Here is an 18,470-nt window from a genome sequence, read left to right as displayed (position 1 = left end):
TGCTTTTCAAGGGACCATGACGTTAAATATGAATGAATTGTAATGAACGGTGGGTCGCATAGGTTGCAAAATTTGATGCTTCTCTCCGCCTATGGGCGATCGCATACCCTGCACGCTCGCGTATATGTAGTGATTGGCTGTAAAAAAACCATATGCAAAGCGCGGCCAATCGGCCGCGCTGCCATGGAATTGTGAGTGGAGCGTTGGGGCGGAACCGTGATTACTTCACGGTCCGCACGATTGCGGCGCCTGCCGTCATGCCGCCGCCGAAGGCTACGAGACCGAGATTGAGCGGTTCGGAACGCTCGTTGGCCACATGCAGCATGGCAAGCGGAATGCTTGATGAGCTGGTGTTGCCATAGGTCTCGATGACGCTGAGGGCGGGGCGGCCGCTGCGCTTGGCAATCGTGTCGATAATGCGCTGGTTGGCCTGATGCGGCACGAGCAGATCGAGATTGGCAAGCTCGATGCCGGCGTCGACGCAGGCGTTTTCGATCGAGCGGGTCATCGAATGCACGGCCTCGGTGAAGACCGAGCGGCCGTTCATAGCGATAACGCCATCATCCGGCAGCGGAACGTAGAGCAGATCACCCGGTTCCGGCCGGCCGCTGACGATCGGGCGGCTTGCGGTGAAGAGCGGGTTGCGCGCCATGTCGCGGCTGGTCACGAGGCTGGCGGTCGCGGCATCGCCGAACAGGATCGCGGTGGAGAAATCGTTCATGTCGAGCAGCGGCGACAGAACTTCCGAGGTGATGATGAGCACCTTGGCGTCGTTCTGCTGTGCAATGAAATCATAGGCTTGCTGCAGGGCGTAGAGATAGCCGGAGCAGGCGGCACCCATGTCGTAGGCGGCCAGTGACGGCCGCACACCGTCTTCGGCGACGGCAACCGCGACGCGGCTTGCGAGCGACGGCGTGGCGATGTCAGGCGTGCCCGTGGCGGCGATCACCAGATCGATATCGTGGATCGACATCTGGTTCTGCTTGAGGAGGTCGCGGGCGGCCTTTGTCGCAAGGTTCAGCGTGCCTTCGTCGGGGCCGACCCAGAAGCGGCTCTTGATGCCCGTCAGCGCCAGGATTTCGTCAGCGCGGCGGTTCGGCCAATTGTGGATGATCTCTTCGTTGGTGACGCGGCGGGCGCCGGTGGCGATGCCAATGCCGTTGATGACGACTTCCGAGAAGCTGCCGGTATGGCGGCGAAGAGTCGGGATGACATGAGACTTCAGCCGGCGCAGCACGAATTTGTTCTGAATCTCGGAGGCGAGCGCAAAGTTCTGTTCGCTGAGATCACGGTTGGCATCGACGGTCAGAAGCGGGCTGTCGGTGGCTATCTGGTCGCCGATCTTGGCGAAGACCTCCTGCACGACACCGCCGATATTGGCGCAGATTTCGACGGAGGCCTTCGTCGCCTCGACAACGGCGACGAGCTGGCCGACCTCGATCTTGTCGCCGGGCTTGACGAGCAGATCCGTCACGAGGACGTTCTCGTCGGCGGGGCCGGAGCCGATCGCCTTGATCGCTGCCGTCGGGCCGCTGTCGTCCTCTTCGTGCCAGGTAACCTCGCATTCGAGGACTTCGGCCATCAGGTCGACCAGTTTGCGATAGGAGGGCAGGGTCTCTAGCTGATTGCGGAAGTTGAAGGGAATGTGAGCGTCCGAGCGGGCCAGCCTGCGCACGACGACCGGCACATCGGTCTTTTCGGTGACGGTCGCGATGATTTCCGCGCCCATGCCGACGGTGCGGTTATCTTCATGGACGACGATCAGGCGGCGGGTGCGCCGTGCACTCGCCAGCACTTCCTTCTCGTCCCAGGGCGAAATCGAGCGCAGATCGATCACCTCGACGGAAAAGCCCTGCGCCTCAAAGGCGCTTGCAGCATTGGCGCAGAGCGAAACCGTGTTGCCGTAGCTGACGAGCGTGATGTCGCGGCCGCGGGCGACATGGCGCGACAGGCCGGGATGGACGAAGTGCTTGTCCAGATCTTCGGAGGTGCGGCCATCGGAATTGTTGAGCACGGCTTTCGGATAGAGGAAGACCGTCGGGCGCCGCGACTCGAAGGCGGCATTGAGAAGCCCGGCCGCATCGCCGGCGCTGGATGGCATGACGACGTCGATGCCCGGTGTGTGCGCCAGCATCCCCTCGAAGCTCTGGGCGTGGAACGGACCAAGGCCGGGCTTATAGCCGCCGCAGCTCACCATCAGGATGACGGGTGCTTCCCAGGCGCCATTGCTGCGCCAGAACATGCTGCCCATTTCCGAGACGATCTGATTATAGGCCAGCGGCAGGAAATCGGCGAACTGAAGAAAGGCGACGGGGCGCTGGCCGGCCAGCGCGCGGCCAACGGCGGTGCCGACGATTGTCGATTCGGTGAGGGCGGCGTTGCGAACGCGGTCGGGATATTTTGTGCTGAGGCCGCGGGTGACGCCGAAAACGTCGCCTTTCGGATCTTCAATATCCTGCCCGAACAGGACGACTTCGGGATTGGCGGCCAGCTGCTTGTCGAGAACGACATTCAGCGCCTCGCGCATCGTCAGCGTCGAAGCGTTCTCGTCGCCGCGATATTCTGCCTTCTTCTCGAAGGAAGCGGGGTAGGGAGCCTTCGCTTCCGGCTCAACCTTCGGTGCGTCTTCCTTGCGGGCAAGGGCGGCTTCCGCCTGCACTTCCGCAATCAGTTCCTGTTCGATTTTCCGAAGCGCATTGGCGTCGACACCGGCTTCGTGCAGCATTGCTCGCAGGTTCGGCAGTGGATCGCGTGAAGAGCCCGCCTCGATTTCGAGCAGGGTGCGATAGGTCTTCTGATCGTCGGCATTAGTGTGGTCGGAAAGGCGCTCGACATTCAAAAGCACGATGCTTGGCGTGCGGTTGTTGCGGCTATGACGGACGGCTTTGCGGAAAGCGTCGCGCGATGCGGTGAGATCGTCGCCATCCGTGCGGATGATATCGATGCCGTAGAAAGAGGAGGCGGGGCCGGCGGGCAGATCGAAGAAAGTCTGTTTGCTTGTGCGCGTCGAGATGGAGAAGCTGTTGTCCTCGATGACGAAGACGACGGGATATTGGCTGCGCACGGCCTCGGCGACCGCTTCGAGGAATTCGCCCTGCTGCGTGGTGCCATCGCCGACACAACAGATGGTGATCGGCATTCCGGGCTTTTGCTTCAAGGATGCCGCGACGCCGACGGCGTGCAGGGCATTGTTGCCGACGGGGCCGACGATCGACGTGATGTTGAGCGCGCGGGAAGACAGATGCGCACTTATCTGCCGGCCGGCGGAATGAGAATTGGCTGTCGCAAGCAGGCTGGAAAAGAACTCACGAATGGGCATGCCGCGCGCCAGCATCAGGGCCTTGTCGCGATAATGGAGATGCAGCCAGTCGTCGTCCTGAAGGAATTCGTTGAGAAGCGCTGTGGACTCGTGGCCGGCGCCGGAAACGTGAAAATGTGCTATGCCCTGCTTGATGAATTCTCGCTCGAGCCGATCTATTTCTCTGGAAATGAAAAATATTCTGTGAAGTTGCTTAAGGTATTCTGTTGCAAACCTCCCTTCCATCTCAATGATTTTCCTGATCTTTCGTCTCAATTAAATGCTGGGAGTTAGGTAAACCCCCAGCCTGCCTTTTTCAATACACGTTAAATGACAAGATCTTCTCGGTTTGAAACCGAAATACGTATATTGCGGGGCTGCAATTTTTCACGATGTTTCTATCCACAAGGCATGCGCGACAATGCACCCGCCCAAGCGCGAAACGGGCGCGCCTTTCGTGCATCTCGTCAGCCCGATTTGCGCATAGAGGCGGCGGCACGTTGTTTTTCGGCGGCGGCCTTTGCGGCCTGTTCTTCCTTGAGAATCAGCTCTTTGGGCTTCTTGCCGATTATCTCCTTGCGGCCTTTCCGGGAGAAGGGTTGGATGAGCTGAGCGAGGAAACCCTTGGCCACCTTGCCGGTGATGCCGATATCGGTCGAGGACGGGCGCGGCGGGTTGTAGAAAGTGCCGAGAAGCTGATCCCAGATCACGAGGTTTTCCCCATAATTCGTATTTCCCTCGGCAAGAATCTTGGAATGATGCCAGCGATGGAGGCGTGGAGTCGAAAATATGAGGTCGAGGGGGCCGGTGCGCATGTCGACGTTACAATGCGTGAGCAGACCGATGAAAGCCGTAACCGCGCCGATCCAGAGGAAGACAGGCAACGGCGCGCCGAGCAGATAGAGCGGAATCTGACCGAGCGCGATCTTGAACAGCGTATCGATAACGTGAAAACGGCCCGTGTTGATGACCCATAGCCGTTCGACGCTGTGATGTAGCGCATGAAAGCGCCAGAGCGACAGATGCTCATGCGCGAGGCGATGCGCCATATAGAGACCGAATTCGGCGATGACGAGACCGAGTACTACCTGGAACGCCATGGACCATTGATCCGGCCAGAAATGCGAATGGTAGCTCAACGCCGGCTGCGCGACCGTCGCGACCGCCATCGGGAAGGAGGTGCCGATCGCAGCGGCGATCTGTACGCCCCCCTTGTTCAGCAGCGTGTGGGCAATATCGTTGAACGTCTCACCATCGCGCTTCTGCCAGGTCTTCTCGTAAGGCATCAGCCGCTCGAAGAGGGCAATCACCGCCACTGTCGACAGATAGACGACGTTGAACCAGAGCAGATGCATATTCGATTCGAAGGCGAAATATGCACCGGTCAATCCGGCACAGAAGATGGCGGGCCACAGCAGGGAGGAAACAGCAGCGTAAAGACGCGAACTGCTTTGAAATGTCATTCCATCATCCTCAGATTCTGATCAGCGAAAAATTTACGCGTGAGTATGCGGGATATGTAGCGCGGTGATTGTGGAGTCGAAAGCGAAATTTTTCCGTTAGCCGGCAACAGGCAGTTGGATAGGAGATCAAGACATGCGCATAGAGCGGGCGGCAGACGAATATCTGGAGGCGTGGGCGCGATTGCGTGTCGAACTTTGGCCCCATAGTTCGCTTGAGCATCATCGCGCTGAACTGGCGCAATTTCGTGCTGATGAAAATGCCGCTGCGTTTGTTGCGATCGATTCTGCCGGTCCTGTCGTCGGTTTTGCCGAAGCGACATTGCGGCATGATTACGTCAATGGTTGCGAGACTTCGCCGGTCCTGTTTCTGGAAGGCATCTATGTGCGGCCGGAAAATCGACGGGAAGGGGTGGCACAGGCACTTTGCGAGACTGTCGCCGTCTGGGGGCGGGAGGCCGGCTGCACGGAGTTCGCCTCGGATGCACTGATCGACAATCTTGCAAGCCATGCCTTCCATGCGGCGCTCGGCTTTATCGAAACCAGGCGCGTGGTTTATTTTCGCAAGCTCCTATAGCCGGGGGCGCATAGAAGCACCTGGTCATCCGAACGTCAGCTTGGTCTTCTGCTGGCCAGCCTCATCGAAGTTCTCCGGGGCCAGCCAGCGTTGGTAGCCGGCCTTCAACCGCGGCCAGTCGGCGTCGATCATGGCAAACCAGGCGGTGTCGCGGTTCTTGCCCTTCGCGATCATGTGCTGGCGGAAAATGCCTTCGAAAACGAAGCCGAAACGTTCCGCTGCCCGCTTCGAAGGTTCATTGAGGTTGTTGCACTTCCACTCGAAGCGGCGATAGCCAAGCGTGTCGAAAACGTATGATGCAAACAGATAGAGCGTTTCGGTCGTCACGCGGCTGCGTGCGATGGCGGGTCCCCAGAGGATACTGCCGATCTCGATGACACCATGCGTGTTGTCGATGCGCATCAGAGCCTGCCGGCCTTCGGCACGTCCTGTACGCTTGTCGATCGTCGCGAAGAAGAGAGGGTCGGAACTGGATGCGGCTTTCTCGAGCCAAGGCGAAAAGACGGCGCGATCGGCCGGCGCGTCTTCGAAGAGATAGCGGAAACGATCTTCCGCGCCGGGTGCGCGGGCCGAGGCAAAGAGATCGTCGCCATGACGGGCCGCATCGAGCGGCTCGATCCGGGTGTAGCGGCCTTCAAGGGCAATGCGCTCGGGGCGGGCGACGCCCTTCCAGTTCGTGAGATCCATATCAAAGTCCTTTGGTCATCAAATGCGGTTCAGCGAAGCCGGCCCGATTGTATCAGGTCTGCGAGGGATTGTGGCAGCTCTATCCCATTGGGCATGCCCGGCGCCGGTTGCGGCGGCACAAGGCGGCTTTCGATGGGCAGGATGCCGGCCCAGACGGGATGATCTGCCTCGTCCATGTCGCCGGGCGGGCCGTTGCGGATCTTGGCCGAGGCCTCATCGATCTTCATTCGCATCACCGAGGTCGCTTTCACTTCCTGAGCGGTCATCGGCCTTAAACTATCCCAGCGGCCGGGAAACAGGTCTTCGATAAAGCGACGCAGTGAATCCGTCTTTTCCTCGATGTCGTCGACCAGCCGAGCCGTGCCGAAGACCATGGCTGAGCGATAGTTGACGGAATGGTTGAAGGCCGAGCGGGCGAGCACATAGCCATCGATGATGCTGCAGGTCAGGCAGACCGGCATGTCCTCCGCAGCGCGCAGGAAGCGGCTGGCAGAGGAACCGTGCCAATAGACGTAGTCGTCCTCGCGCCAATGCAGGGTCGGTGTCACATAGGGCGCGCCGTTGATGACATAGCCGACATGACAGAGCGGCGCGGCATCCAGAATGGCGTGGACATCGGCATGAGCGTGGCTGCCACGCTTCGGGCTGCGCCGCACGCGGGTACGCTCGGTGGTTGGGTAGGTGCCGGTATTAGGGGGATAGTGATCGGCCATTTCTTCCTCACAGATCGGGCGTTGATCTGTGTCAGCAAAGAGGTAGGCTATAAACGGCCAGTTTTTCGATTTTTAGCAGACCAGTTGAGGTTTCATGACAGCGGTGGCGCAGTGGCCGGCACTGGACCGGATTTCGGGCGATCTGGAAGGGCAAGTCTATCGCCTGATGCGCGACCGCATTCTTCGTGGTCAAATGCCCGCAGGGCAGCGCGTGCCGTCGACGCGGGCGATGGCCGTCTCGCTCGGCGTTGCGCGGTCGACAGTGGTCAATGCCTATGATCGGCTCAAGGCTGAAGGCTACCTGCGCTCGGCATCGGGTGCGGCGACACGCGTTGCAGCGTTTGCGACGACGCCATTGTCGGGTCAGGTCGCACCGCCGCCGCCAAATTTGCCACGGATTACGGAATTCAAAAGGGGAGGCTTGTTCGAGCCGGGGGTGCCCGATGTCTCCAGCTTTCCCCATGCCGCCTGGGCGCGTTGTCTCGGCGCCCGTGGTCGTTCGTTGCGGGTGCATGATCTCGGCTACAGCGATCATGGCGGCGTTCGCGAATTGCGCGAGGCGATCCTCGACCATATCTCGGCGACGCGCGGCGTGGTTGCGCGTCCCGAGCAGATCGTGATCGTGCCGTCGACCGGTGCCGCGATCGGGTTGCTTGCGAGCGTATTGCTTCAGCCGGATCATCCGGGTGACATCGCCTGGATGGAGGACCCGGGTTATGCCAGCGCGCAGGCGATCCTGCGCATGGCCGGGGCCAGTCTCGTGCCGGTGCCTTGCGATGCCGAGGGTATCGATATCGCGCGAGGGGCTGGGCCATCGCCGCGACTGATCTATGTCACGCCCTCGCATCAATATCCGACCGGCGCCACCATGAGCCTGCCGCGCCGTCTCGCCTTACTGGAATTTGCCCGCGCCAACGGCGCGATCGTGCTGGAAGACGATTACGACAGCGAATTTCAATATGCGTCGCGCCCGATTGCCGCCCTGCAAGGCATCGATCACGGGGAAGTGGTCGCCTATATCGGCACCTTTTCGAAGACGCTCGCGCCTGGTCTGCGCGTCGCTTATGCCGTCATTCCCTCGCGGCTTCTGGCGGCGACCGAAGCGGCCCAACGGCTGAGAGGCGCCGTCGTGCCCGTTCACATCCAGGCGGCCCTTGCCGATTTCATGCGTGAGGGGCGGTTTCGTGCGCATCTGAGGCATATGAACGGTATTTATGCGGAGCGCATGACAGCAACCGTCGAGGCGCTTCGTCGCCATTGCGGCGCTGAACTCCAAGTCGGAGCTGGTAGCGGCGGGTTGCAGCTTGCCAGCTGGTTCCGCGATGCAGAGACCAATGATGTCGCCGTCGCGCGGATCATCAACGCCAATGGTTTCGCCGTGCGGCCGATATCGGCGCTGTATCTCGGCTCCGCGCGACCCGGGCTGCTGCTCGGCATTGCCCGTATGGAGGCGTCGGCGGCGGATGCGGCGGCGGCGAAAATTGCGAGGCTGCTCGAAGCGGCGCTTCTCAGCGCCTGAGGAACATCGCCCGATAGTCGCGCGGTGTCATGCATTTCAGCGCCCTGAACTGCCTGTTGAAATTGGCGAGCGAGCTGTAGCCGACGGCGTCGCTGATATGGTGGATGGCCTGATCCGTGGAAGAGAGGCGGGCGCAGGCATCGCCGATGCGCATGCGCATGAGGTAATCCGATATCGTCCCGCCGGTATGGCGGCGAAACATCCGGTGCAGACCGGAGACGCTGAGAGCCGCGATATCGGCTAGTTCATCGAGGCTGATTGCGCGGGCATAGTGAAGGTGCATATGCGTCAGGACGCGATCGATGCGCTCGCGGCTTTCCTTGAGATCCGGAGCTTGTGCCGGCGCGCTGGCGAGTGGCATCGCGTGCCGGTCTTCCGCAACCGTCACCAGAATGCTGAGCAAGGCCAGAAGGCGCTCGACGGGCGGCTTTTCGAAAATGGTTTCGAAGGTGGGGCGAACGGTGGCGGAGGTCGCCTCGGAAAAGCGGAGGCCATTATCTCCACGCCGCAGCATCGCTTCGATCGATCGGAATTCGACCGCGCCGCCTGTCATCTGCAAGAGCCAGTCGCGATTGAACCAGAGCACCAGTGCGATATGCGGCTTTTCTTCCTCAATCTTGACGCGCGAAACCCAGCTATGCGGCAGATTGGGGCCGACGAGAACGAGATCCCCGTCACCATAGTCGTCACTGTGGTCGCCGATGAAGCGCTGGCCGATGGAATTCAGCGTCAGCGTCAGTTCGAATTCCGGATGGTGATGCCATTGGAACGGAATGCAGTCGTCGAGCCTGCGGTTCAGCATGCTCCAGGATGCTTCCGGCGAACGGGGTAAAACTTCGAGATAGGGCCTCATGGGGCGTCCGTAGTGAGATATAAGCCAGAATAGTATCAGATTTGGCCAGAGCCGGGCAACATTGCCTCGCCGGTTGAAGCTACATCTTCCCTGTCACCCGAAACCAAAGGGGCCAGCGATATGGAGGAAACCGATGCAGCCTGCCTTGAAACGAGACGCGCACCCGACCGCATCCTCGGTCACCACGCAATTGAAGGATATCCAGAAGACATTGCCGCTCAGAGTGCTGTCGAAGGACGATTGGCGGCACTGGATCACGAAAGGCTATGTGATCGTGCGGCAGGCTGTGCCGGCTGCGAATGTCGAGCGGCTTGTCGAGCTTTTATGGCGTTTTGACGAGAAGGATCCGAACGATCCCTCCACCTGGTATGCGCCGCAGCGGCGCGAGCACAAGATGAAGGAACTCAACAATACTGGCATGCTGGAGATCTACAATCATCAGTACCTCTGGGACAACCGTATGGAAAAGCGGATCTATGATGTCTTCGTCGATATTTGGGATCGCGAGGATCTGTGGGTCACCATCGATCGCGCCAATCTCAATCCGCCGAAGAAGGTGAAGGGCAATCCGAATGGCTTCATCCATTGGGATGTCGATACCTCGATCCGGCCGCTGCCAATCGGCGTGCAGGGTGTTCTGAGCCTGAAGAAGCAGGATGGCGACGTGGGAGGATTCCAATGCGTGCCGGAACTCTTCGAGCATTTCGAAGAATGGGAAAAGACGCAGCCGGCAGATCGCGATCCCATGCATCCCGACATGACGGGTCTCCCGGTCGTCAATATCGACATGGAGCCGGGCGACCTGATGATCTTCAACTCGCTGCTCGCACATGGCGTCCGTCCCAACCATTCGGACAACCGCGTTCGCATGGCGCAATATATCTCCATGCATCCAGCGGAATATGACAATATCGCCGAGCGCGAGGAACGGATCCGCCTGTGGAGGGAATTGGATTCCCCGAAGCGCGACGCCTTTCCGGGCGATCCTCGCGAATGGGAAAAGCACAATGCGACGACGGCCAAATTGACGCCGCTCGGTGAAAAGCTGTTGGGCCTCAAGCCTTGGTAAGCAGCGGAAGGCTGATTTTCTGAAAGACATCGAGCGGCCTTGGGCCGCTCGAAGCGTTTGTGGAGACGTGCGGAGACCTGCGCCGCCGTCAGGTCTCATTCCAGCGGCGAATGACCGGCTCGGTCAGATCATGCTCGTAGCCAAGCACGCTGATGCTTGTGGTGTCGAGGATGAAATGCTCACCGCCTTCCGGCGGCAGGCCGACCCAGCGGGCGGCGAAGACGCGCAGGAAATGGGCGCTGGAAAAGATCAGGACGGAGCCGGCGATGCCGCGAAGTTCGCCGATGATGCGGTCGGCACGCGCGCCCACATCGGCGGCAGATTCGCCATCCGGGCAGCCGTCGCGAAAGACCTGCCAACCGGGCCGTTCGGCAAGGATCGCCTTGGTGGTGATGCCCTCATAGGCGCCGTAATCCCACTCCGCGAGATCCTCCTTGACGACGCGGCGATCACCGAAGCCGGCCAGCGCGCAGGTGTTTTGCGCGCGCTGCGACGGGCTGGACCAGACGGCGGCGAAATCGATCTGGGGTAGGCGAGCGGCGAGCTTGCGGGCAGCTTCCTCTCCGGCAGCGGTCAGGGGAATATCGGTGCGGCCGGTATGCCGGCCGGAGAGGCTCCACTCCGTCTGTCCGTGGCGTACCAGATAGACTTCGGGATAGGCGCTGCTCATGCCGTTTCTCCTTTGCATTTGCCGTGCGAAATTCTTCGCATCTGCGAAAGCGTCTGTCGAGAGCTAAAGCGGATTGGCAGCTGACCCGACAACCCTCTGCAAATCCAAGCTCTTGCAGAGGGTTGTGAATCTCATCGTTTCACGGCGCGGCGAACGCTGTAGAGCAGAATGGCGAGGCAGCCGACCAGTAGGAGAATCCCACCTGCGAGCGGCGGCATGGCGAGAAACTCCACCGCTCCGGCAATCACGAGAATGAGGATGAGGCAGAGCGTGGCGAGGCTGCCGTCATCGATGAACATGCCGATAAGCTCGGACAGGGCGATACGCAGGACGGTCATTGGGCTGCCTTCGCTGTTGGATTGCCGCGCAGGCCGCGGATGATGGCGTAGGAGGCAAGCGAGACGATCGCGAAGATGGCGATCAGGGCGAGATCCTCGCCCGGCCAATGCGCGCCAATGCCTTCACCGGTCCAGAAGATGCCAAAGCTCGTCAGCATGAGGCCGACGACGAATTTGAGGGTGTTTTCCGGCACGGTGGCGAGCGGGCGATGCACTAGCAGGCCGATGAGCATGACTAGCACGAAGGCGGCAAGCGCGCCGAGACCGGCATAGAGTGTCAGGCCATGCGCGCCGCCGACGGCGATGACGATGAAGACCACTTCGACGCCTTCCAGCAGCACCGCCTTGAAGGCGGCAAGGCCGGCGAGATAATCGGCGCGGCGATCGGTCGACTGCGCCTGCAGCGCGGCCGTCTCCTTCGAGAAGGCCGCCTCCTCGTCGTGCAGGGCGATGACGCCGAGCGAGCGAAGTATGGCCTTACGCAGCCAGCGCATGCCGAAGAGGATGAGGAGAACGCCGACGACGAACTGCAGCGTTTCGATCGGGATCAGCGCCAGCAGCGGTCCGAAGATGACAACGAGAGCGGCCAGCACGACAAGCGCAAGCGCGGCACCCGTGAGCGCCGGACGCCAGCTTCGTGTGACGCCGACGGCAAGGACGATAGTGAAGGCTTCGACGACTTCAACGAATGAGCCGAGGAACGACGCCGTCACCGTAGATAAAATAGGTGTGAGGCTGTTCATGAGATGATTCCCAAAATTGGGTTAGGGCTTTGAGTGCACACGGTATTTTCCGGACTGCTCTTCCTCATGTGCCGGATGAACTCGCACGTGAGACACTCCGGCTTGGCGATCTGGTTACCATTCACTTGCGTTTCCTGGTGCCGCGTTTGCTCCATGATTTATCGAGTGCACCGCGCAGCTGGCTGAGCTGATCGAGACTGTCGATGGCGGCGTCCTTACCCTTCGCGGCTAGCGCCACGATCAGAGATTCGATCAGCACCAGTGTGCCGGCATGCATGGCGAGGTGGCCGGCATTGCCGCGCGGCACAAGCAGGACTTCAGTCACCTTGTCGGCAATCTGTAAACCGAGATCATCGCTGATCAGGATGACCGGCACCTCATGCTTGCCGGCGTATTCCAGCAGCACTTCGACCTCACGATAGAGCGGGGCATAGGCCATCATCAGCACGACATCGCCTTTGCTTATCCAGAGCAGGCGGTCGGCCAAAGCGATGCCCGGCGTCGAAAGCGCATTGGTCGGCAGGCCGATGCGGTTGAACTGCAGGCTGGCATAATCCGCCATGGCGCCCGACGGGCCGATGCCGAAGACATGACGTCGGGCTGCCTTGGCAAGAATATCGACACAGCGTTCGAAGCTTGCGGCAAATTCCTCGCGTCGCAGAACATCCAAAGCCTGCACGTGCATACCGATGACATGATGAAGCGCATCGCCCGCCTGGCTGCCGGTTTCAGCCAGCGTGCGTTGCATCCGCATTCCGGGTGACGGCGTTCCCGTCAGCTCCTCAAGCAGGGCGGCCCGCAACATCGACAGGCTTTCGAAGCCGAGGGCGCGAGCGGTGCGGACGACCGTCGCGTCGCTGGTGCCGGCGAGCTGCGCGATTTGGGCGGCCGAATTCAACAGTGCGGCCTGCTTCTGATCGACGAAGAAACGGGCGATGCGTTGCTCGGCCGGTGCCAGCGTTTCCATCACATCGAGAACGCGGTCTTCGAAAGTGCGAGGTTTCCGTGTCGCTTCTGCCATCGAATGTCTTTTGTAGTGAATGCTACCAATTAGATTATCTGTAGCATTTACTGCAACAGAATGACAGCGCAAAACAAAGGGCGCTTCGCACCGTTGCAAAGCGCCCTTTTTGATCGCGTTGAAAGGCAAGCGCGGAGAGCAGGCTACGACTATTCCGCCAAGGCCGCGCGCACCGCCGGGATCACCTTTTGGCCGTAGAGTTCGATACAACGCAGCATCTTGTCATGGCCGAGCGCGCCGGCGCTGTATTTCAGCTGGAAGCGGCTGATGCCGAGCGTCTTGACGACCGGGGCGAGCTTGGCGGCGACCGTTTCCGGCGAACCGACATAGAGCGAGCCCTTTTCGATCTCATTGTCGAATTCCGCGCGCGTCATGGACGGCCAGCCACGCTCGCGGCCAATGCGGTCGCGCATCGCCTTGAAGCAGGGCCACAGCTCCTCGCGCGCCTGCTCGTCCGTCTCGGCGACATAGCCGGGTGAATGGATGCCGATCGGCTTGACGGGTTTGCCGAGCTGCTCGTAGGCGCGGTGATAGAGGTCGACATAGGGCTGGAAGCGATAGGGGCTGCCACCGATGATCGCCAGCATCAGCGGCAGATCGTAGTGAGCGGCGCGCACCACCGATTCCGGGCTGCCGCCGACGCCAATCCAGGTCTTCAGCTGGCCGCTCTCGATGGTCGGGAAGACCTTCTGGTTGCGCAGCGGCGGGCGGATGCTGCCCTGCCAGTTTACCGGCTCGTTTTTAAGGAGAGCCGCGAACAGATCCAGCTTTTCCTCGAAAAGCTGCTCGTATTGCGACAGCTCGAAGCCGAACAGCGGGAAGGACTCCGTAAACGAGCCGCGGCCGAGAATGACCTCGGCGCGGCCGTTCGAAACCGCGTTCAGGCTGGAGAAGCGCTGGAACACGCGGATCGGATCGTCCGAGCTTAGCACCGTCACGGCGGATCCCAGATGGATTTTCGATGTACGGCTGGCGATGGCGGCCAGGATCGTTTCGGGCGAGGAGACCGCAAAATCCTCGCGGTGATGCTCGCCAATGCCGAAGAAGTCGATGCCGAGCTGATCGGCAAGGATGCCTTCCTCGACGACATTGCGCAGCACCTGGGCATGCGGCAGTGGCGTGCCCTTGTCGTCGAAGGTCACGTCGCCGAAAGTGTCCAGGCCGAATTCGACATTGTTTGTCGTCATGATTTTTCCTGTCATGTGTCGAAATGATAATGTTGAGACAGCATGTAGTGCCGCTCCCGACCATCCACTACCCGGAAAGTTTCGGCTGACATCTTCGAAGAATTCGATAAGCCGACAGCAATCGACGATATTCGGCAATGCCGGCGTTGCGATCGGTGGCAGTCACGCCAATATTAGCTTCGACCTGAGCGCTGTTGGATCAAGGAGGAAACATATGGTCGCACTGAAAAAGGTGAACCTTACCAAAGCCTTTGCAGCCTTCGATGAGACATGGAGTCCGCGCATCGGCGGCGATATCAACGATTTCCAGGTCAAGCTCACCAAGCTGGAAGGCGCATTCCATTGGCACCATCATGAGGAAGAGGACGAGCTCTTCCTAGTCGTCAAAGGCACACTGCGCATGAAGCTGCGCGAGGAAAACGGCGGCGATATCGTCCTTGGCCCTGGCGAATACATCGTCGTGCCGCATGGGGTGGAGCATTGTCCGGTCGCCGAGCCCACCTGCGAAGTCGTGCTGTTCGAGCGCAATACGACGCTCAATACCGGCAATGTCGAAAACGAGCGGACGATCCGCGCGCTCAAGCATCTTTAAACGATCCCGATGGTCCGGCGGCCCGTCAAAAAGGGCTGCCGGACATTGACCAGTCCATCAGTTGAGCGCCAGCTTGTTCGACGGCGTGCGGCAAGCCGCGAAAACATCCAGCTTCGGATCATAGACCTTCGTCGAGACGTCCATCATGCCGAGAACGCTGTGGAAGATGTTGTCGTGAGAGTAGGTGCCCTCGGCGGCGTGCTTGGCGAGGCAGACCATATCGAAACCGGCGGCCTTGGCGAGATCGTCGGCCATCCACACCAGCATCGGCACATGCGTCTGCTGTGAAGGAGCGATGATATAGGGCGTGCCGTGCAGGTAGATGCCGTTTTCGCCGAGCGACTCGCCGTGATCGGAGAAATAGAGCACGGAGCCGGACATCGAGTTCGAACGTTGCTTCAGCTTGTCGATCACCATGGCGACGATGTGATCCGTGTAGAGGATCGTATTGTCATAGGCATTGGTGATTTCCTCCTGTGAGCAGGAGCTGAAGTCGTTGGAGCGGCAATCCGGCCGGAAACGACGGAATTCTTCAGGGTAGCGCTGATAGTAGGCGGGGCCGTGACTGCCGAGCTGGTGCAGCACCAGCACGCTGTCGCCCTTCACCTTGTCCAGCCAGCGGTCGACTTTGTCGATAAGGATCTCATCCTTGCATTCGCCGTCCTTGCAGAAACGCGGATCGGCAGAGGGTGGCAGGTAGGTATAGGAGACGCGATCGGTGACGTTGTAGCTGCCGGTGTCATTATCCAGCCAGGTCACATCGACCTTGGCATGGGTCAGGACATCAAGCAGGTTTTCCGTTTCCAGCCCCTTGCGATGGGTATACTGCCCGCGCGTATAGACAGAGAACAGGCAGGGTATGGAGGTCGCCGTTGCCGTTCCGCAGCTGCTTGTATTCGGGAAATAGACGACGTTGCGTTTTGCCAGTTCCGGATTGGTCATCTTGGCATAGCCGCCCAGCGAAAAATTCTGTGCGCGGGCCGTCTCTCCGGCAACGATGATCGTGACGCGCGGCTTGCCCTTGTCGACGACGCCGACCCTATGGGCGTCCGTGCCCAATGGCTGTGCGACGACGTTTGCGTTTCTTTGCGTATCTATGACGTAACGCACCGCGCTTGTGATCGGCATCACCGGATTGAGGGTATCCATCAGGTCGCGATGAGCGCGGCCGACGCCAGCATAAGTCTTATAGAAGGTCGTCCCGGCAATGACGAAGATCGCCGAGCAGGCGAGGATGACGGCGGTATTGTAGGCGAGTTTCTTGAAGATCGGGCGATGGACGATCCGGACCCATGCGACGAAAAGCGACGGCACGACGCCTGTCAGCATAACATAGGTGATGAAGCGCGTCGTGATCAGATGGCCGCTTTCCGCGCCTGTCGAAACAGCCGCATTGCGGATCATCTCCTTGTCGATGATGACGCCGAACTGGTCGTTGAACCAGGACGATACGGATGCCACCAGAATGAAGAAGATCAGGACCGGCTTCGTGACGTATTTGGCGGAGAAGAGCGTGAAGAGCGCCATGATGGCCGCGGAAATACCGATGACGAAGGCGGCAAAAGCGGCCGGGTCAGCGACAAAATAGCCATAGGACTTTGTCCAGAACATCTTGTTTGTCACGAGAAGTACATAAAGCGTGGCTATAAGGCACAGTGTGACACTGCCGACTGCTGGCCTGAATATGTGTCGGCCAGATGATGCGTTTTCGCTGGTCAATGGTTGTCTCCGAGGCGTGGGCTATCGGCTGGGCGCCTGTAAACCCATCACTGCAGGATGGCGCTTTGGCTGTTGAAGCCGGCCACCATGGTTGCCAATCCTGACATTTACCTGAATGACAAGCTTTTGTGCAGGGCTATTTCGGGCCTGATTCCGATTGTCGTCTTTTTTGCCGGCTTCATATCCGGAGTTCAGGTCGCCGTCAGAAATAGGCATCATAGCTGCTTGATTGCAACTGGGGATGCAATCGTGCGGCTTCTGTTGGTCGAAGACAATGTACTCATAGGCAATGCCGTACAGGATCATCTGCGTGCGGAGGGGTGGTCGGTCGATTGGTCCATGGATTTGGAATCCGCCAGGGGGGCCGTCGCGGCCGAAGCCCACGACGTGATGCTGCTTGATCTTCGCTTGCCCGATGGCAGCGGTCTCGATCTGCTCAAGCTCATGGAAGCGCGCGGGGAAACGACCCCAGTCATTGTCATGTCGGCCTATGATCAACTGTCGGACCAGATGACGGCCATGAATATCGGTGCCGTCGACTATCTCGTGAAGCCTTTTGCGCTAAGCGAGATGGCAGTTCGCGTGCGTAAGGCGGCAAGGCGCCGCCGCTTGATCCGCATACGCAACGCTGGTTGACCCGGCGGCTTTCAGGGCCGGGCTGTGTTTTCCGACCGCAGGAGATCGATTATAGCGATGGTTGCGGCAAAGACCACCAGGGACAAGAGCCAGCCCAGGACCGCGTCGGACAGATAGTGTGCTCCGGTCATCACGCGCATGATCGGCATCATGATCGAGACGGCAGCCAGGGGAATGCCGAGCGGAAAACGCAGGCGCGGCGGCAGCAGCAAGACGAGGCAAAGCAGCCAGCCGGCAGACGACGCCTCGCCGGAGACGAAAGAGCAATTTCCAAGACACCGGCCGGCAAACGAGCCTGCCTGGACGAAATCCAGCGAGCCGCCGAAGAGATCCGTGCTGCGCGGTCTCGGCCTGCCGCTGTAGCTCTTGAGCAGCGTGTTGACGATGAGGCCGCAGCCGATGACAAGCGATATCAGTGCAGCGATATACCGATCCGTTTTCAGCGTCCGCCAGCCTGCGCCGAATTTGCGCCAGGACGAAATCAGGTTGGCAATCAGGACGACGACGGCGATATAGGGCAGGGCGAGCGTCACATCTCGCACGATCTCGAAGATACGGTTCTTGGCCAGGGCAAAGGCGCCGCAGACTTCACCCGGAATGACGGCGGATGCGCAGGGCGTAGCAGTGAAGACACTCTTCGCGACGACGAGATCGATATCGGGAAATCGATAGAAGACGAACAGCAGCACCCACCAGAGCGCGAAGAGCGCGAGAAACGCAAAAAAGGATCTGCTGACAGCAGCGGTCCGTTTTGTGTAAGCAATGGAGTTGTCGTACATCGTAGACGCTGGCCACTGTCTGAACAGGTTCAAAACAAGTGCCCGTTCGCGTTGTGCAAACGCCCAAAGGCCACTATCGGGCGTCTTTTATGACAGAAGCCTGACAGTAACCTGAAAGATCAAACAGTTAAGAAAGTCCCTTGGGGCTTGCTAGCCCGCTAAAGCGACTGCGGCGGTTGACGGTGCCTTTCTCTATTGTGTGCGGTTACTTATTCGCCGGTCTTGAAATAGGCTTCCAGCCGGTAACCGTCGGGATCAATGACGAAGGCGGCATAGTAGAACTGGCTGTAGTCGGGCCGGATGCCCGGCTTGCCGTTGTCTTCGCCGCCATTGGCGATGCCGGCGGCATGAAAGGCGTCGACAGCTGCCTGGCTTGGCGCCACGAAACAGAAATGCAGTCCGGAACCGCGATCGGCGGGAACGGGATGTTCCACCTCACTGACCCAGAACTGGGCACGCTCCGCCCCATATCCAACTGTGCCATCGAAGTTGCTGACGCGCTCGTAGCCAAGGGGAGAAAGGGCTGCGTCATAAAATTTCTGCGCCCGCGCCAGGTCTTTGACGCCGATCGAAATATGGTCGAACATGAAAACGAGCTCCTGCCGTGTT

At 59.8% G+C, this 18,470-nt stretch carries 18 protein-coding genes; 5 read left to right on the top strand and 13 right to left on the bottom strand.

From position 1 onward, the window contains the following. Positions 1 to 220: 220 nt before the first annotated feature. Both I8E17_RS11535 and I8E17_RS11530 read right to left on the bottom strand, forming a co-directional pair. Entirely contained in the window at positions 221 to 3,544 is a 3,324-nt protein-coding gene (locus tag I8E17_RS11535) for a thiamine pyrophosphate-dependent enzyme (protein ID WP_219510680.1), read from the bottom strand. Between the two features lie 221 nt (positions 3,545 to 3,765). Next, positions 3,766 to 4,761, bottom strand: a complete 996-nt coding sequence (locus I8E17_RS11530) for a sterol desaturase family protein (RefSeq protein ID WP_069612812.1) — start codon at positions 4,759 to 4,761, stop codon at positions 3,766 to 3,768. Between the two features lie 133 nt (positions 4,762 to 4,894). Here I8E17_RS11530 and aac(6') point away from each other — a divergent pair, with 133 nt between their 5' ends. Next, entirely contained in the window at positions 4,895 to 5,335 is a 441-nt protein-coding gene (gene aac(6') / locus I8E17_RS11525) for an aminoglycoside 6'-N-acetyltransferase (RefSeq protein WP_069612811.1), read from the top strand. A gap of 24 nt (positions 5,336 to 5,359) precedes the next feature. Here aac(6') and I8E17_RS11520 read toward each other — a convergent pair whose 3' ends face one another. Beyond that, positions 5,360 to 6,022 carry a GNAT family protein gene (locus I8E17_RS11520; protein ID WP_069612810.1) on the bottom strand — a complete coding sequence of 221 codons (663 nt, stop codon included), beginning with the start codon at positions 6,020 to 6,022 and terminating at the stop codon, positions 5,360 to 5,362. Positions 6,023 to 6,051: 29 nt separating this feature from the next. Continuing rightward, entirely contained in the window at positions 6,052 to 6,735 is a 684-nt protein-coding gene (locus I8E17_RS11515) for a pyridoxamine 5'-phosphate oxidase family protein (protein ID WP_069612809.1), read from the bottom strand. 94 nt (positions 6,736 to 6,829) lie between these two features. Between I8E17_RS11515 and I8E17_RS11510 the strand changes: the two genes are divergently transcribed. Next, positions 6,830 to 8,254: a PLP-dependent aminotransferase family protein gene (locus I8E17_RS11510; RefSeq protein ID WP_069612808.1), complete on the top strand. Its 1,425-nt coding sequence runs from the start codon at positions 6,830 to 6,832 to the stop codon at positions 8,252 to 8,254. Here I8E17_RS11510 and I8E17_RS11505 read toward each other — a convergent pair. After that, on the bottom strand, positions 8,244 to 9,107 hold the full coding sequence (locus I8E17_RS11505) for an AraC family transcriptional regulator (RefSeq protein ID WP_069612807.1): 864 nt from the start codon (positions 9,105 to 9,107) through the stop codon (positions 8,244 to 8,246). The genes I8E17_RS11510 and I8E17_RS11505 overlap by 11 nt on opposite strands. Before the next feature lie 133 nt (positions 9,108 to 9,240). Between I8E17_RS11505 and I8E17_RS11500 the strand changes: the two genes are divergently transcribed. Beyond that, on the top strand, positions 9,241 to 10,176 hold the full coding sequence (locus I8E17_RS11500; RefSeq protein WP_069612806.1) for a phytanoyl-CoA dioxygenase family protein: 936 nt from the start codon (positions 9,241 to 9,243) through the stop codon (positions 10,174 to 10,176). An 88-nt stretch (positions 10,177 to 10,264) separates the two neighbouring features. Here the strand turns inward: I8E17_RS11500 and I8E17_RS11495 are convergent, their stop codons facing one another. The 5 genes from I8E17_RS11495 to I8E17_RS11475 form a co-directional block, all read right to left on the bottom strand. Beyond that, positions 10,265 to 10,846, bottom strand: a complete 582-nt coding sequence (locus I8E17_RS11495) for a histidine phosphatase family protein (RefSeq protein WP_069612805.1) — start codon at positions 10,844 to 10,846, stop codon at positions 10,265 to 10,267. Positions 10,847 to 10,977: 131 nt separating this feature from the next. Continuing rightward, a complete protein-coding gene (locus I8E17_RS11490) occupies positions 10,978 to 11,184 on the bottom strand; it encodes a hypothetical protein (protein ID WP_069612804.1) in 207 nt (68 codons plus the stop codon). Then, positions 11,181 to 11,927, bottom strand: coding sequence for a COG4280 domain-containing protein (locus I8E17_RS11485; RefSeq protein ID WP_069612803.1), 747 nt, complete (start codon positions 11,925 to 11,927; stop codon positions 11,181 to 11,183). Before I8E17_RS11485 ends, I8E17_RS11490 begins: the two co-directional genes overlap by 4 nt. Before the next feature lie 121 nt (positions 11,928 to 12,048). After that, the gene (locus I8E17_RS11480) at positions 12,049 to 12,948 is read right to left on the bottom strand and encodes a MurR/RpiR family transcriptional regulator (RefSeq protein ID WP_069612802.1); all 900 of its coding nucleotides are present in this window, start codon (positions 12,946 to 12,948) and stop codon (positions 12,049 to 12,051) included. A 149-nt stretch (positions 12,949 to 13,097) separates the two neighbouring features. Then, complete coding sequence (locus tag I8E17_RS11475) at positions 13,098 to 14,135, bottom strand: LLM class flavin-dependent oxidoreductase (protein WP_069612801.1); 1,038 nt, start codon at positions 14,133 to 14,135, stop codon at positions 13,098 to 13,100. A 214-nt stretch (positions 14,136 to 14,349) separates the two neighbouring features. Between I8E17_RS11475 and I8E17_RS11470 the strand changes: the two genes are divergently transcribed. After that, positions 14,350 to 14,727: a cupin domain-containing protein gene (locus I8E17_RS11470; protein WP_069612800.1), complete on the top strand. Its 378-nt coding sequence runs from the start codon at positions 14,350 to 14,352 to the stop codon at positions 14,725 to 14,727. 57 nt (positions 14,728 to 14,784) lie between these two features. On the opposite strand, the gene I8E17_RS11465 is transcribed toward I8E17_RS11470, so the two are convergent. Next, positions 14,785 to 16,338 carry a phosphoethanolamine--lipid A transferase gene (locus I8E17_RS11465; protein WP_229002020.1) on the bottom strand — a complete coding sequence of 518 codons (1,554 nt, stop codon included), beginning with the start codon at positions 16,336 to 16,338 and terminating at the stop codon, positions 14,785 to 14,787. 357 nt (positions 16,339 to 16,695) lie between these two features. Here I8E17_RS11465 and I8E17_RS11460 point away from each other — a divergent pair, with 357 nt between their 5' ends. Continuing rightward, positions 16,696 to 17,082 (top strand): response regulator, encoded by a 387-nt coding sequence (locus I8E17_RS11460; RefSeq protein WP_069612871.1) that lies wholly within the window; start codon positions 16,696 to 16,698, stop codon positions 17,080 to 17,082. Positions 17,083 to 17,093: 11 nt separating this feature from the next. Here I8E17_RS11460 and I8E17_RS11455 read toward each other — a convergent pair whose 3' ends face one another. Both I8E17_RS11455 and I8E17_RS11450 read right to left on the bottom strand, forming a co-directional pair. Continuing rightward, positions 17,094 to 17,861 carry a phosphatase PAP2 family protein gene (locus tag I8E17_RS11455; RefSeq protein WP_069612798.1) on the bottom strand — a complete coding sequence of 256 codons (768 nt, stop codon included), beginning with the start codon at positions 17,859 to 17,861 and terminating at the stop codon, positions 17,094 to 17,096. 209 nt (positions 17,862 to 18,070) lie between these two features. Continuing rightward, the gene (locus I8E17_RS11450) at positions 18,071 to 18,448 is read right to left on the bottom strand and encodes a VOC family protein (RefSeq protein ID WP_069612797.1); all 378 of its coding nucleotides are present in this window, start codon (positions 18,446 to 18,448) and stop codon (positions 18,071 to 18,073) included. Positions 18,449 to 18,470: the final 22 nt, after the last annotated feature.

Origin of the sequence: Rhizobium sp. AB2/73 (genome assembly GCF_020871915.1) — a bacterium.
GTDB lineage: Bacteria > Pseudomonadota > Alphaproteobacteria > Rhizobiales > Rhizobiaceae > Rhizobium > Rhizobium dioscoreae.
Note: the sequence above shows the minus strand (reverse complement) of the source record. Positions and strands in the feature narration are given on the sequence as shown.

Bases quoted from the DNA above. Each gene is read 5' to 3' on its own strand.
- I8E17_RS11535 (WP_219510680.1), bottom strand. From the start codon at position 3,544: ATGGAAGGGAGGTTTGCAACAGAATACCTTAAGCAACTTCACAGAATA.
- I8E17_RS11530 (WP_069612812.1), bottom strand. From the start codon at position 4,761: ATGACATTTCAAAGCAGTTCGCGTCTTTACGCTGCTGTTTCCTCCCTG.
- I8E17_RS11520 (WP_069612810.1), bottom strand. From the start codon at position 6,022: ATGGATCTCACGAACTGGAAGGGCGTCGCCCGCCCCGAGCGCATTGCC.
- I8E17_RS11515 (WP_069612809.1), bottom strand. From the start codon at position 6,735: ATGGCCGATCACTATCCCCCTAATACCGGCACCTACCCAACCACCGAG.
- I8E17_RS11510 (WP_069612808.1), top strand. From the start codon at position 6,830: ATGACAGCGGTGGCGCAGTGGCCGGCACTGGACCGGATTTCGGGCGAT.
- I8E17_RS11505 (WP_069612807.1), bottom strand. From the start codon at position 9,107: ATGAGGCCCTATCTCGAAGTTTTACCCCGTTCGCCGGAAGCATCCTGG.
- I8E17_RS11500 (WP_069612806.1), top strand. From the start codon at position 9,241: ATGCAGCCTGCCTTGAAACGAGACGCGCACCCGACCGCATCCTCGGTC.
- I8E17_RS11495 (WP_069612805.1), bottom strand. From the start codon at position 10,846: ATGAGCAGCGCCTATCCCGAAGTCTATCTGGTACGCCACGGACAGACG.
- I8E17_RS11490 (WP_069612804.1), bottom strand. From the start codon at position 11,184: ATGACCGTCCTGCGTATCGCCCTGTCCGAGCTTATCGGCATGTTCATC.
- I8E17_RS11485 (WP_069612803.1), bottom strand. From the start codon at position 11,927: ATGAACAGCCTCACACCTATTTTATCTACGGTGACGGCGTCGTTCCTC.
- I8E17_RS11480 (WP_069612802.1), bottom strand. From the start codon at position 12,948: ATGGCAGAAGCGACACGGAAACCTCGCACTTTCGAAGACCGCGTTCTC.
- I8E17_RS11475 (WP_069612801.1), bottom strand. From the start codon at position 14,135: ATGACGACAAACAATGTCGAATTCGGCCTGGACACTTTCGGCGACGTG.
- I8E17_RS11470 (WP_069612800.1), top strand. From the start codon at position 14,350: ATGGTCGCACTGAAAAAGGTGAACCTTACCAAAGCCTTTGCAGCCTTC.
- I8E17_RS11465 (WP_229002020.1), bottom strand. From the start codon at position 16,338: ATGTTCTGGACAAAGTCCTATGGCTATTTTGTCGCTGACCCGGCCGCT.
- I8E17_RS11455 (WP_069612798.1), bottom strand. From the start codon at position 17,861: ATGTACGACAACTCCATTGCTTACACAAAACGGACCGCTGCTGTCAGC.
- I8E17_RS11450 (WP_069612797.1), bottom strand. From the start codon at position 18,448: ATGTTCGACCATATTTCGATCGGCGTCAAAGACCTGGCGCGGGCGCAG.